The organism is Paenibacillus sp. 01T424, from assembly GCF_056398745.1.
In genome coordinates, this window is sequence record NZ_JBFTPZ010000035.1 from 29,672 (window position 1) to 43,659 (window position 13,988).

The 13,988-nt window shown below is 44.0% G+C and carries 16 protein-coding genes; 13 read left to right on the forward strand and 3 right to left on the reverse strand.

Going from position 1 to position 13,988, the window contains the following annotated elements; genetic code table 11:
• Positions 1–15: 15 nt before the first annotated feature.
• Entirely contained in the window at positions 16–750 is a 735-nt protein-coding gene (locus AC1DPK_RS23820) for an HAD family hydrolase (RefSeq protein ID WP_076265854.1), read from the reverse strand.
• A 145-nt stretch (positions 751–895) separates the two neighbouring features.
• On the opposite strand from AC1DPK_RS23820, the gene AC1DPK_RS23825 reads away from it, so the two are divergent.
• Complete coding sequence (locus AC1DPK_RS23825; RefSeq protein WP_441882397.1) at positions 896–1,033, forward strand: hypothetical protein; 138 nt, start codon at positions 896–898, stop codon at positions 1,031–1,033.
• Between the two features lie 65 nt (positions 1,034–1,098).
• Here AC1DPK_RS23825 and AC1DPK_RS23830 read toward each other — a convergent pair whose 3' ends face one another.
• Positions 1,099–1,323, reverse strand: a complete 225-nt coding sequence (locus AC1DPK_RS23830) for a hypothetical protein (protein ID WP_441882394.1) — start codon at positions 1,321–1,323, stop codon at positions 1,099–1,101.
• Between the two features lie 158 nt (positions 1,324–1,481).
• On the opposite strand from AC1DPK_RS23830, the gene AC1DPK_RS23835 reads away from it, so the two are divergent.
• The 11 genes from AC1DPK_RS23835 (at position 1,482) to AC1DPK_RS23885 (ending at position 12,072) form a co-directional block, all read left to right on the forward strand.
• Entirely contained in the window at positions 1,482–2,207 is a 726-nt protein-coding gene (locus AC1DPK_RS23835) for a phosphonate ABC transporter ATP-binding protein (RefSeq protein WP_477511830.1), read from the forward strand.
• Positions 2,204–2,716, forward strand: coding sequence for a GNAT family N-acetyltransferase (locus AC1DPK_RS23840; RefSeq protein WP_477511831.1), 513 nt, complete (start codon positions 2,204–2,206; stop codon positions 2,714–2,716). Before AC1DPK_RS23835 ends, AC1DPK_RS23840 begins: the two co-directional genes overlap by 4 nt.
• Positions 2,717–2,731: 15 nt before the next feature.
• Positions 2,732–3,343 carry a DUF3298 and DUF4163 domain-containing protein gene (locus AC1DPK_RS23845; protein ID WP_441882387.1) on the forward strand — a complete coding sequence of 204 codons (612 nt, stop codon included), beginning with the start codon at positions 2,732–2,734 and terminating at the stop codon, positions 3,341–3,343.
• 62 nt (positions 3,344–3,405) lie between these two features.
• On the forward strand, positions 3,406–4,002 hold the full coding sequence (locus tag AC1DPK_RS23850) for a response regulator (protein WP_441882384.1): 597 nt from the start codon (positions 3,406–3,408) through the stop codon (positions 4,000–4,002).
• A 131-nt stretch (positions 4,003–4,133) separates the two neighbouring features.
• The gene (locus AC1DPK_RS23855; protein ID WP_477511832.1) at positions 4,134–5,747 is read left to right on the forward strand and encodes an amino acid permease; all 1,614 of its coding nucleotides are present in this window, start codon (positions 4,134–4,136) and stop codon (positions 5,745–5,747) included.
• Positions 5,748–6,015: 268 nt separating this feature from the next.
• Positions 6,016–6,687, forward strand: a complete 672-nt coding sequence (locus AC1DPK_RS23860) for an MOSC domain-containing protein (RefSeq protein WP_477511833.1) — start codon at positions 6,016–6,018, stop codon at positions 6,685–6,687.
• 15 nt (positions 6,688–6,702) lie between these two features.
• The gene (locus AC1DPK_RS23865) at positions 6,703–7,686 is read left to right on the forward strand and encodes a phosphotransferase (RefSeq protein ID WP_477511834.1); all 984 of its coding nucleotides are present in this window, start codon (positions 6,703–6,705) and stop codon (positions 7,684–7,686) included.
• Positions 7,683–8,606 (forward strand): polysaccharide deacetylase family protein, encoded by a 924-nt coding sequence (locus tag AC1DPK_RS23870; RefSeq protein WP_477511835.1) that lies wholly within the window; start codon positions 7,683–7,685, stop codon positions 8,604–8,606. The genes AC1DPK_RS23865 and AC1DPK_RS23870 overlap by 4 nt, the downstream gene beginning before the upstream one ends.
• A 15-nt stretch (positions 8,607–8,621) precedes the next feature.
• Positions 8,622–9,581, forward strand: a complete 960-nt coding sequence (locus tag AC1DPK_RS23875; protein ID WP_339202631.1) for an AAA family ATPase — start codon at positions 8,622–8,624, stop codon at positions 9,579–9,581.
• Between the two features lie 8 nt (positions 9,582–9,589).
• Positions 9,590–10,732: a DUF58 domain-containing protein gene (locus AC1DPK_RS23880; protein ID WP_477511836.1), complete on the forward strand. Its 1,143-nt coding sequence runs from the start codon at positions 9,590–9,592 to the stop codon at positions 10,730–10,732.
• Entirely contained in the window at positions 10,729–12,072 is a 1,344-nt protein-coding gene (locus AC1DPK_RS23885) for a DUF4129 domain-containing protein (protein ID WP_477511837.1), read from the forward strand. The genes AC1DPK_RS23880 and AC1DPK_RS23885 overlap by 4 nt, the downstream gene beginning before the upstream one ends.
• 49 nt (positions 12,073–12,121) lie before the next feature.
• Here the strand turns inward: AC1DPK_RS23885 and AC1DPK_RS23890 are convergent, their stop codons facing one another.
• Positions 12,122–13,096, reverse strand: a complete 975-nt coding sequence (locus AC1DPK_RS23890; RefSeq protein WP_477511838.1) for a YpdA family putative bacillithiol disulfide reductase — start codon at positions 13,094–13,096, stop codon at positions 12,122–12,124.
• A gap of 207 nt (positions 13,097–13,303) precedes the next feature.
• On the opposite strand from AC1DPK_RS23890, the gene AC1DPK_RS23895 reads away from it, so the two are divergent.
• Complete coding sequence (locus AC1DPK_RS23895; protein ID WP_076265867.1) at positions 13,304–13,846, forward strand: ADP-heptose synthase; 543 nt, start codon at positions 13,304–13,306, stop codon at positions 13,844–13,846.
• Positions 13,847–13,988: the final 142 nt, after the last annotated feature.

The following is a 13,988-nucleotide window of genomic DNA, read 5'->3' on the forward strand; positions in this document are numbered from 1 at the left end:
GATTTTGTCTTTCCTTTATCGATTAACGTACCCGTGAATAGCGCCAGGGACATCCTTTAGATGATCCAAGGTTAAAAAAGCGCCTTTTGGTTCCACTTCAATCTGAATGATGTTATATTCCCATTCGGTTATCGCACGCATATGAATAGCGTGAATACCTGCTGTTAATGCAGGAACAACATCCGTTCGAATGGAGTTGCCAACCATCCACGTACTGTTGCGATCGAAGACACCATTGGACAAAATGGTTTCTAGTGCGTCGCTATTTTTGACGCGTCGAATGTAGATGCGGGAATCGAAATAACGCTCCAAGTTTAATTTCTCAATCTTGCGACGTTGAATGGGCATCTCGCCCCCCGTATAGAGATGAAGCTCATGGCCGGCCTCCGCTAGTGAGAACAACGTTTGTTCCATATTTGGATACGGCTCGGTATCGTGCTCATATACACTTAAGCCAAGCTTCCATAGAAAGTTTTCTTCATTTGTTGATCTCTTGCGACCAGTCAAATGAGAGAAGTGAATGTAAGTATCAACAAACGATTGTGGGAAATGCTCGCTTTTAAATCCGAATACGGCTACGCCGGCAATATCAATCTCCATTTGCTTGTCTCGGATGGCTTGTATTGAAACGAGGGGAGAGCTGCCAAACCAAGTGGTCATCGCATCAATAAATTGATCAATGACCAAGTAAAAGTATTTATTGCAGTGAATTAATGTATCGTCGAGGTCAAACATAATTTGTTGCTTCATGTATACGATCTCCTTTGCAAAACTTGAAACTGTATGATCAATCTACCGCAAGTGGCAGGGTCGAGTCAATGTAGGGTGTAAGAGAGGGACTGCTTTTACATACATATCCAATAATATCGGCATAATGATAGTGGAGGTGATTGCAATGGCTATCAACAAAAACGGCACTGGAGAATCTCGTCAAAATCATTCTACCTTGCGTGGACAGTCAGGCAAGCTTAAAACCGATAAATTCGCGAAGCGACCTGCGAGCTTAAACGGCATTAACAAACAGCTCCCTTAATGAAGCAAGTTTTTATGAACACAGAAGGAGAGCTTGAATTGCGTCAGCTCTCCTTCTAATCCATGTTATGCATATTTAAGCTGTGAAGCTTTTAATTGATTCTTAATGAAAGCGATACGTCTGCGAACGTAGAAGTCCTTGCTGGCGCCCTTTAAATCTTTGGGAGTGATCACCTCCTCTGCAACATTATCGATGATAATAAGCCGTCCATCGGCGTAAAACTTAAAAGTTAAGTCGCGTCCAAGACGTTCATTCTCTACATATCGGAAATTTTCGCAGATGTTATTCATGGTGATCAGGCCTCCTTCAAAATGTTGAATTCGTCGATCATTAGAACATTTGTTCTTGTTTTTATTATACCAAACATTTGTTTGTATGGAAACTGTTTTTTGTTTAACGTAAACTAGATTCATAGAAGCAGTTGCTGCAAACAGAAGGAGAGCGGAAAATGATCAAAGTAAAGAACTTATCCAGACGTATTCCCGGCGGGCCTAAGGTGCTCGATGATATTAGCTTTGAGGCTTATCCTGGCGACTTTATCGCCATTAAAGGTGATAGCGGAAGCGGGAAGTCCACACTTCTTCGGTGCCTAGCCTTGCAAGAAAAGTGGAGTGAAGGTTCCTATCAATTTGATGGCAAAGATATTTTCAAAGAAGGATTCAAAGGCAAGCTTAAAGTTCGCAGAGAGGTTGCTTATTTGGAAGAAAAACCTTTTCTATTCCCGAACAAGACGGGATTAAAAAATGTTATTATCGGTTCAATTTCACAAACGCCTGCTTGGCGGAGATGGACCGGGATGGTACGTAATGATGATTATATGGGTGCAATGGATATGATCGAAAAACGCGGCCTGCTTGATAAAGCACATCAGAAGGCGAGCACTCTAAGCGGGGGCGAACGTCAGCGTATGGCTATCGCAAGAGCACTCGTTCATGGCGCTAAAGTCATTGCAGCCGACGAGCCGGTTTCGGGACTTGATCCCCATACGGCGGATCAAGTTCTAACTGATTTGAAAGCGCTATGCAAGGAGCAAGGCGTAATTGTGATTGCTGTTATGCATCAGGGGGACTGGGCGGAGCGATTTGCTGATCAGATTCTCGGCTTGAAAGACGGTAAACTTGTTCTTAACGTAAGCGGCAGAAGATTGACTGAACGCGAGAAGGCACTCCTGTGAACGAGATTGAACTACGCCTCATAACAGAAGCTGAGCTCGACGCTGCTATTAAGCTAGAGCAAAAATGCTATTCTCCTGAAGCTGCTGCTACCATGGCAGGGTTTCAATTTCGCTATAAGCATTATCGTTCATTTTTTTGGTCAGCTTGGCTTGGCGACCAATTAGTTGGAATAACAAACGGCATCCGTACTTCACAGACTGATTGCGGTGATGAGATGAAGGGGAATCAAGCTGATTTTTTTGAGGGGAACAACTTTTGCATCCTTACTATCGCAGTTGATGCACATTATCGCGGGCGTGGAATCGGCACATTGTTGCTGAGGAAGCTGATCGAACAATGTAGTTCATCACATATTGAAACCATTATACTGATGTGCGAGGAGCATTTGATTCCGTTCTACGAATCGGAGCAATTTGAGCGTAGAGGGGTGTCTGCTTCTACGCATGGCGGAATCGTTTGGCATGAGATGAGACGTGTAATGCATACAATGGAGCATCTTACCGAATAGGAAGGTGTCTTTCATATGTCATTTCAACCGCCAGTCGTTATCCAAACGGCAAAAGCTGATTTTCCGAAAGCCGAGCTGTCATTGCCTTATGTGAGCGGGGGCAGAAGCGAAGCTGCAGATAAAAAGATCAACCATACGATTCATCATACCGTGCAGCAGATGGTTCATAATCAAGGCTCGCTTGATGATCCGAGAGCGCAGATGCTGGGTTATTTTGAACAGAAAAATAATCAAAAAGATTATCTTAGTCTTTCCTTGTTCAATTATGCCTTTACTGGCGGAGCTCATGGCTTGACGCTTCAGCAATCGCTGACTTTTAAGCAATCGACAGGACAAACCTATACGCTGGCCCAGCTGTTTAAGCCTGGGTCGGATTATGTGGGGCGGATAAGCGCTATCGTAAGCGCACAAATCTTGTCAAGAAAGATTGATACGCTGGAGCCTTTCAAATCCATAAGACCTGACCAGGACTATTACGTAGCGGACCGTTCACTTGTCGTCTATTTCCAGCTATATGAGCTGGCAGCTTATGTGTTTGGATTTCTGTATTTTCCGATATCCGTCTACGAACTGCAAGATATCATTAATGAGGATGGTCCACTAGGTCCGATGCTGGTTAATGACTAATTCTGAATGAAACCATTTTCTCTTAGCAGTTATTCAGCCTAAGAACATAAGGAGACAACGCATTGATATATTTTCTCATATTATTCGCAGCAGCTCTAATTGTCGCGGTGTCGTTTGTCTTCTTTCACCAACGAAAAATGGAAAAGGAGCAGCAATGTTCCACCGAAAGGACGCCTGTTTTACCATCCGCGACAGTTACGTCAATATCTACGAATCGAATAGCAGATCAACCCCTTGCTGAGACCGCTGCGAAAGCAACTATAAGCTCGATGCCTTATTCAGCAGATATGCTCTATAAGATTTTAGTTGTAGATGATCAACCCGCTATTCGAATGATGCTTGTTGAATTGTTTGCTGCGCAGGGAATCGATGTTTATGAAGCTGAAAGCGGCAGTATCGCCTTGGACATTTACGAGAAGCAGAAGCCGAATTGTGTACTGCTTGATTTGAAAATGCCCGAAATGGATGGGATAGAAATTTTGCGTGGGATAAGAATGTTGTCGCCAGAGGTGCCTGTCATTCTCATAACGGCATATGCAGATCCAGACATAATGGAAGAGGCGCTTGCGCTTGGCATTACACATTGTTTTACGAAACCCTTTGATATCATAGAGCTCAAATCACTCGTTTATGGAATACTGGAGCAAAGTGCTAATTAAGCTGAGTGAAAAAATAAAAATCAATCGACTCGCTTCTTGATGGATGCGAGTTTTTGTTATGCGCTTTAATCATTCTTCCTTTTGCATGTGACATCCAAACCACTCATACAGTTACGTAGGAGGGTGATTGGATGATTTTATTGCTAGCGGGATTATTATTATTTGCGATTGTCATTGCCGTGATTATGGCCATCGCATTCAAAGCGCAACAGTCCATTTCATTATCTAAGCATCAGAATCTAATTGGTTATGGCTTGCAGGCGCAGTTGCTGCAGGACAAACATGATTTGCATCGTTATGGTTTAGCGCAGCAGCTTAGACGGCGGTTCGGCGGGTTATCGTCATTTGGTTTATCGTTTAATGTGCTCGGTCTTATTGGAAGCGCAGCTTTTTTGTTTGGGCCAGCGATCGGAGAGGGGGGACCGTCGGTTATTGGATTTGGTTTGCCCATAATCGCTTTATTTGCACTTATTTTAAGTGCATCTCTCGCAGAACTCTCATCTGTGACACCGACTGCAGGCGGGATTTATCATACGGCATCCTCATTAGGCGGGCGCTCATGGGGAGTGCGAGCAGGCTGGCTTCAAGCATCTGGACATTTAGCTATGCTTGCGCTGCTAAACTGCGCATGTGCAGCTTTACTGGACGGTTTTATGTCCGCTCGAATAGGTTATCAAACCTCGGATTTAACTTTTTGGTGTGTCGTTGCAGGGCTGACTGCTTCCCAATGTGCAGTGAATCACTTTGGAAACCGGATGTTAAGCAAGCTGCAAGCAGGCGGAGTTATACTGCAAATATTTATTGCTTTATTCATTATTGCTGGGCTAGCTTGGCTTGCATGGCCAGGCAGCTATTCTCCTGTATTGATGTATCAATTTCAAAATGCAGAGTGGAATGGTACCGTGCAGGCGGGATCATTCGTCAGCGGTACGCTCCTTTTGTTAAAGCTATTTATTGGCATGGAGGGCTCAAGCCAAGGATCGGAAGAAACAATTGATCCTCGTGTACGAGCACCGTGGTCGATTTTTTTATCTACTGCTTACACATTTGTTATTGGTTTTGTACTTCTGAGCTTTATGCTTATATCCATTCCATTGTCTAACGGACCAAGCTGGTTGGGAACGTTTCTACAAACGGCAGCTGCTGGCTGGGGCGGCACCAGTATGATCATTATTTTTGTCATTCTATCATTATGGAGCAGCGGACTGCAGACGATGACAGTATGCTCGCGGATTGTATACAGCCTAGCACGTGATGGCGCCATGCCGCTGAGCCAACGGTGGTCTAATGTGTCGGAGCGGCATCAGACGCCGATTCCTGCCGTCTGGTTGTGTGCGGTCATTTCACTAACTATTCTTCTCATTGCTTTTTTCAGCTATAGAGACGATACAATCATTTTTCTTCTAACTGCAGCGATAATATGTTTAAATTTATCTTATGCCATACCGATTGCCTGGAAAATAAAACAGGGGAAGATCCATGCGCAGTTGCATGCATCACCGTGGCATTTGGGCAGCTGGAGTATCCCAATCCATGTGGTTTCCATAGCTTGGCTGCTGTTAACGACGATACTAGCTGCTATATTCATCGATTATCGAGGCTCAATTGCAGCTTTTGTAATTCTTACTTTGATCTCTTTCATGGAGCTAAGGTATCGGCAAAAACATGGGATGAGCCTGCAGAGCAGAGTTGATCGTTCGCGCAAGGAGCTTTATTTTATGGAAAGAAAATTTCCTTTAAATTAATCTGTATGTCGATGCTGTGGGAAATAATGAGGTACTCATTTAGGAAATAGTCGGACTATTTAAAAAACATTTCCCGGGGAAACGCAATAAGTAACAGAAAAGAGAGGTTTTCGACAGCCAGTGGCTAACGCAAGTAGAATGTGTCGAAAGCGTTGCTGGGAAAGGGAAAATCACAAAAGTTATCGATATAGTTATCTCTCTTTGCCAACATCTCCCTTAGAAGATTATAATAGTCAAATGAGAGATATTTATAGGAGGAACGAAGCTAATGACACATCATATAGAAACGGCTAAACTTGTGTCACTAAATATAGGAATGCCGAAATCAATAACACACGGCAGCAAAGAAGTATTAACAGGAATTTATAAGCAGCCTTCACAAGCAACCCATGCTTTGAGCACTATAGGACTTGAGGGCGATGGACAAGGCGATACGATTCATCATGGTGGACCAGACAAAGCGGTATGCGTCTATTTCGAGCAACGATACGCCTATTGGCGTGAGAAATACGAGGAGCCATTTGATTACGGAGCTTTTGGTGAAAACTTTACGCTCTCGAGCTGGACAGAAGGGGATTTGTGCATCGGCGATATAATCCAAGCAGGTGATGTGATCCTCCAAGTAAGTCAGCCAAGACAGCCGTGCTATAAGCTGGGGCTGCGGCATAAGCTCCCGGAATTGCCGGGACATGTTCAGCGTGAAGGCTACACAGGTCTTTATTTCCGCGTACTCCAAGAGGGCCATATACAGGCAGGGATGACGTTTGAAATTAAATATAAACATCCGGCCCGTAAAACGGTTATGGAAGCTAACCGTGTCATGTACCGTGATAAAGATGACATAAAAGGAATAAGAGAGCTGCTTGAAGTGAAAGAATTGGCTGCGAGCTGGCAGGAACAGCTAGGGGCTCGCTTGACAAGATTGCAGCTTGATCAATAAGGAGGCTTGTCTGTTTTGACCGACACCATAGATTTTACAGCTTATTTAGATGCATATGCGTTCGCCGAGCCTTGTCATATTGAGAGCCGGGAGAGTGGAATGAATAATACGACCCGAATCATTTCGTCGGGAAATAAAAAATTTGTCCTGCGCATTTACAATAACCATAAGGATATGGATATTGTAAGGCTTGAACATGAGATACTGAACGACTTGAATAAACAGAAGCTAACCTTTAAGGTGCCGATTCCAGTTCAGAATAAACAAGGCGAAACGATTAGCGTTGCAACAGATGGCACCTTATCGTCATTATTTCAGTTTATTGATGGTGACCGACCGACGGTTTCAAACCCAGCGCATGTTTATGCGCTAGGCGTTACAGCTGCGAAGCTTTCTAGTGCTTTAAGCGGAATAAACCCAAAAGGCTTGCCGCTTTACAGCCCTTATTTCATGTTGGAGAATACATATGCTTTGATGGATGAGGAAGCTTTTTTTGCAATGGCAGAGCTTTCCGTAGATCTTAAAGGTAGAAAATCAAGCTTCATGGCCTTGCATGAGGAGCGCCTGAAGCTGAAAGAAGATTGTAATCAGCTTATCGGGCTGCCGGAACAATGGATCCATGGTGATTTGGTTTTTAATAATACGGTATGTCAAGGCGATACGATCGTAGGTGTGCTGGATTTTGAATTTACGACTGTCGATGTTAGAGCGATGGAGCTTGCTGTCATTATTGTCGATATCATAAAACCAAATGACCTAAATATAAAAGAGAAGGTGAAGCGTTTATTGCAGGGTTATCAGGATACGAATCCGTTAACTCTTCATGAAATTAAGATATTGCCGATATTAATGAAATTAAGATTGCTTGATGTAGCATTGCATTTTGCCATACGCTTAAGAGATAATTTAGATGATGAGGAAATACTTTGCGGCATTATCGATCAATCAGCATTTGGCTGCCGCTGGATTAATGAACATTGGGAGGATGATTTTTCATGAGTTTAGCCAAAGCACTGGGATACGGCGAGAACGAAAAACTGCTCATTATTAACGCAGATGACTACGGAGTATGCCATTCGGTAAATGTCGGCATTCAGCAGCTGCTGCTAGAACAAACGGTGAGCTCGGCGACGATTATGATTCCTTGCGGCTGGGCGAGGGAAGCAGCGCTATGGAGTGCAAGGCATCCGCAAGTCGATGTGGGTGTCCATTTCACATTTACTAGCGAATGGGATATGTACCGCTGGGGTCCAGTCAACCGCAAAGGAAGCACAAGTTCGCTTGTCACCCATGAAAATTATTTCCCGAAGGACAGTAAAAGCTTTGAGCTGCAAGCTGATCCAGAGCAAGTTAAAGAAGAACTTATCGCACAAATTGAAATGGCTTTAGCTATGGGGATGAAACCATCGCATGCAGACAATCACATGGGAAGCTTGTATGGGTTAGCAACCGGCAGAAATTTCTTATCTATCGTTCTGGATGTATGCGCTTCCTATGGCCTGCCTTTCCGTTTGCCGCGTAATTTAAGGCAAAATATTGGTCAAGTGGCCTCTCCTGAGCTGGAAGAGCAAGCCAAACAGCTCGGAATGCTGGCGGATTCGAAGGGTGTTGTTATCCTTGATTATTTAATCGGCTTGCCGTTCCACTTGGAGGAGGGTGAAACATTTGATTCACTAAAGGCAAGCATGCAGCAGGTGCTTGAGGGTCTGCAACCAGGAGTCTCTGAAATTATTATACATCCGTCTCTCGTAACCGATGAGCTGAATGCTTTTCACATGCAGCCTCTAAAGCGGGGAATGGAGTTCGAATTATTCCGTGATGCTGAGATCAAGAATACGTTGCAAAAAGAAAACATCCGTATGATTCGCTGGAGTGAACTGCAAAAACTGCAGCGTGCTCGAACAGGCTTTACAACCTAACGAAGGAGTTGACTTATGTCTATTGAAGCGATAAAACAACTAGCCGAACAATTGAAATCTAATATTGGACGCGTCATCGTAGGCAAAGAGGAAGTTGTAGAACTAATGCTCATCGGACTCCTTACATCAGGGCATGTGCTGCTCGAGGATGTGCCAGGAACAGGAAAGACCTTGCTCGCTAAATCTATGGCCAAATCATTGGCTTTATCTTTCAGGCGAATTCAATTTACACCCGATTTGCTTCCATCGGATCTAAGCGGCATTCATTTCTATAATCAAAAAATAAGCGAGTTTGAATTCAGAGCTGGTCCATTGTTTACTCATTTGCTGTTAGCAGATGAGATTAATCGTGCGACGCCTCGTACCCAATCGAGTTTGCTCGAATGTATGGAAGAGCGTCAAATCAGCATCGACGGTGAAACCAAATATTTGGAGCGTCCATTTATGGTTATTGCTACACAAAATCCAGTGGAGCATCAAGGAACGTTTCCACTTCCGGAAGCACAGCTCGATCGTTTTTTATTCAAAATTAAGATGGGTTATCCGACGACTGAAGAAGGTTTGCAGCTATTAAAACGTTTTAAAGATCATGATCCGCTTGCGGAGCTTGAGCCAGTTGCAGGAATAGATGTCATTCAGAAGGCACAGCAAGCCTATTCAGCGGTGAAAGTGAACGATGACATCCTTCAGTATTTGCTGCAAATCGTGGAGCAAACACGAAGGCGTGAGGAGGTTTCTGTTGGTGTCAGTCCGCGTGGCAGTCAAGCGCTGCTCCGCGCTTCCCAGGTACATGCCATTTTGCGAGGACGTGATTTCGTTACGCCTGATGATATAAAGGCAATGGCGAAGCCGGTCTTGTCCCACCGACTAGCCATTCGCGGCATGCATCGTACAGCAAATCAGGCGGAATCCATTATTGATGACATTATTCGTTTGACGGCCGTGCCTGCTGAAGCAGGCGTTACGGCTCGTTAGGCAGCCTGATGATTTTATTCTGGTTTATATTAGCTGCAATCGTCATTTTGTCACTACAGGGCAAAATATTTCAAAAGCTCGTATTGCGCCGTATCCAATATGAACGGCGTTTTACGAGCAAAACATGCTATAGCGGCGAGCAGGTTGAGATGATAGAAGAGATGGCCAACGCCAAATGGCTGCCGGTGCCCTGGCTACGCGTGGAATCACAGCTATCCACTCATCTGCATTTTCAACAGCTTGATAATTTTTCTGTGAGCAGCGGGCAGCTTTATCAGAACCATAAGAGCTTCTTTAGTCTATCGCCGTATACAAAAATTACGCGCACACACCGCATCACCTGTGCAAAACGAGGCTGGTACAAGCTTCAAACCGTCACGTTAACGGGCGGTGATCCGCTTGGTTTAACCCATTCGTCCGCTCAAATTGCGCTTCAAGGGGAACTGCTTGTTTATCCAAAGCCTGCCGAGGTGCCCATTCATGAGCTACCTTATCATAGCTGGCAGGGTGATCAATCGATTCGCCGCTGGATTATCAACGATCCATTCATTATTGCAGGCGTTCGCGATTATCAAGCGGGCGATACGTATAAGCAAATCAACTGGAAAGCTACTGCAAAAACAGGAAGCCTTCAAGTCCATCAGTATGATTTTACCGCGGACCGCAGACTGATGATTTATTTGAATGTGGACGATGTAGAGGGCATGTGGCGAAGCGTTACTGATTTATCGTTAATCGAGCTAGGCATTGAATGGGCAGCAGGGGCAGCTGAAGCTGTCATTCAGCAGGGCATGGAAGTTGGTTTTGCATCCAATATGCCTTTGACCGGCATGATGGAAAGCGTTCACATTGAACCTAGAGGCGGGCATGAGCATTTAATCGTTATTTTAGAGGAAATGGCGAAGCTCGATATAGAACGAACAGAGCTGTTTCATCATTTGTTGGAACGCGAAGCAAGAAGCGGCTTCAGTGAACGAGATGTGCTAATGATTACGGCTTATTGGAACGAAGAACTGGAAAAACAAGCTGAACAGCTTCGCTACAACGGCAATGCAGTCGCAGTTTGGATGCTGACAGATACTGCTAAGCCAACGATTAGCGATGTTGGACAAGCGATATCAGGTAGCGGCAGAGAAGAGGTGACCGCGTGAATGAGCCACAGAAGCGATCTTTTTCTTTAAATACCTTAGGTCAAGGCGTTATTGAACTGCTCTTTTATTTGCCTGTATTTTTAGCGATAGCTGTTTACTTGCTGCCTGCTGGAGCTTTGTGGCCATGGATAGCAACGATTCCTCTCTGTTACTGGGCGGCATCGCTAATTCTCGGAAAATATCCAAGATTACGATACGGCGTGAAGTTGCTTCTAGCTATTGCTATTGGGGCGTTGCATAGCAGTTTGTTCATTATCGCATGGGTAGGTAATGTGGATATCGTCCCTATGGTTGTATGCGGACTTGCTGCTGCTGTAGCAGCAATGAAGGGCATGTCGGCGCAATTGCGCGGATGGTTCAACTCATTTCCCAATACACAGATGCTGATTGGCGTGCTCCTTTATGTCGCTGTGCAGCCGTTAAAAATAATTGCGTTAAAAAAACTGATGGAGTTCAACGGTGTTTTAATCGTTTGCGGAATTGCTGCCGTCATTATATTTTTCTTTTTTGCAAATGAGCGGCATTTGAACAGTGAAACAGTAGATTCAGGGAAAACGTCAGCTACTCTTGCTTTCAAACGCCAAAATCGTCTATTAATTATTGTAATTGTCAGCATCATTAGCATTCTTGCTCTTTTCCGACAAATTCAGAAGATGATTGAGAGCTTCTTTCATTCAATCATTGAGCGAATAATGAACTGGCTAAACCAGTCTAGGGAGCAGACACCGGTTGAAGAACCTCCTATTGATTCTTCAACACCTGAGATGCCTTTGGAGGAAACGAAACCGCCGTCTGATTGGATGCTGCTACTCGAGCAAATTGCGAAAATCATCGGCATTGTGTTAGTCATCATCATCCTCTGCATTCTGTTCTATTTTATTGCTAGAAAGGTAATGCAATGGGCGAAGCTGCTTGCTGCTAAATTGCAGGAAAGAGGAGCAGATAGCCGCAATAATGGGGTTGGCTTTACAGATGAAGTTGAAAGTTTAATGACATTAACTAAATGGCGTGAGCAAATGGGCAATAAACTGAAGCAGCTGCTGCCAAAGAAGCGCTCCTTTGCTCAGGAATGGAATGAGCTGCGAACAAATACCGAAAAAATCAGGTTTTTATATGCTCGCTTATTGAGAAGCAGCGCCGAACAGGGGTATACGGTCAAAGAACATATGACTCCGCGCGAAACGTCAGAAGACCTGAATACATGGCAGGCTGGCAAGCTCGACAATATGCCTCGATTTATTGAGTTGTACGAAGAAGCAAGGTATGGCGATAAACAGCCAGATGACCAACAAATCAACGCTCTTAAAAACCAGTTCGAAAAAAAAGGGAATCAAGCTTAACAAGCTGATTCCCTTTTTTTGGTGTATGATTCAAAGCTTAACCATATAATCATTTGAGGCTTAAAATATGTTCGGCAATTTTATGGCCATGATACCGTCCTGATTCGATGAAAATTTCATTTGCTTCATGTCTGGAGGCTACCACACCTGCCAGATAAATGCCTGGAACATTCGTTTCCATAGTATCTTCGTTGAAGGTTGGATACCCTTCTTCCTCAATCGTAACGCCGCTTGTGTTAAGGAAGTTGCGATCGGGATGGAAGCCGGTCAAAGCTAATACAAAATCATTTTCCAAACGGATCTCACCTTCAGGTCCTAGTACAGTGATCTCATTGTTTTCGATAGAGGTTACAGTTGACTGAAACAGCATGCGAATAGAGCCTTTCGTTACTTTGCTCTGGAAACCTGGCTTAACCCATGGCTTAATGCTGGTGGAATAATCATTGCCGCGATAGACGACCGTTACCTCTGCACCGACCCTCTCAAGCTCTAAAGCTGCATCGATTGCGGAGTTGCTGCCGCCAATAATGGCAACTTTCATACCAACATAAGGATGCGATTCGCGAAAGAAATGACTAACCTTATCGAGCTGCTCACCGGGAATGCCCAGCTCATTCGGATGATCGAAATAACCAGTAGCGATGATGACATACTTGCTTTGGTATGTGCGCTTCTCGCCAAAACGATCTTCTCCATGCAAAATAAACTGTCCATTCTCAGGCGTAATCTTATTTATCATTTCATAGGCTTGCACACGAACGTTTTTGCGCTGCGCGGCTGTTCTATAATAATTAAGTGCTTCCAGTCTGGAAGGCTTATCGTTAGCCGTTGTGAATGGTATATCGCCGATTTCAAGATTTTCTGGACTGCTGAAAAATTGCATATAAGTGGGATATTGCGAGATTGAATGTACAATGTTGCGTTTCTCTATGACTAGTGGCTGGAGACCAATCCGTTCGAGTTCAATCGCTGCTGCCAAGCCGCACGGACCGCCTCCAATGATGATGGCTTCTTCTTTTTGCATTCGTATTACCCTCCTATACTATAACGAAGCGATATAAATTCTAATATAACGATCATTTTACTGCGAGGCGTACATATTGTGCAAATCTGGATTTATGGCTCTCGTGTACATGCAATATATTATTGTATAATAATGTGTAACCATTCTTATTTGTATACCGGTTCTATGAAACTAGCTTTATTTCACAAAATGATAGGAGGAGATCACATGCGGCGACGTTTTGTAATAGAGGCAGTACTGGTGGCAACGTATGGACATCTTCTTGTACCGAGTCGTCCAATTGATTTTGTCGTTCCTTATTCATCCATAGCTGAGCTGTATGAAATGAGAGACGGTGTTGAACCTGTCATGGATGATCCAGATGATGATGGGCATGTAAAAACCAAAATAAATGAACTTATTGCTTTTTTTGAGGATGCTCTTAATCGCAAAAAAATTGAAAAGGCCATGCAAGTGCCTTGGCGAGAAAGCTCTCCGCTCATTCTAAATGATACGATTCATTTTACGGTCGTGCATGCTGTCGATAATGCCCATTATGGCGAGATGTTCGATCCGATCGAAACGGAATTGCTGTTAACAGGATTGAAGCTGCAAGTCCCATTGCTGTCGGATCAGTTTGAGTTTCAAGATAAGCTGATAGAAGCAGAGGTCCCTGTACAAATTTACGATATTGAAGATTTTGAGTTTGCGGTAGAGGAAGGCATCTCCTCAAGCGACTTTGATTTGCCGAATGAGTCGGACAGGTTTTAAATCATTTTTTTTGTAAAAACCTCTTGCGCAAAGGCAGAAACAGGTGTTAAGATTTGGATGGGTTAGGAAAATATGATCAAATGGATACGAAAAGGGGGGCTCACGAATGTTTTTCAATCAGATTGGAATGAATGTCGAAGGC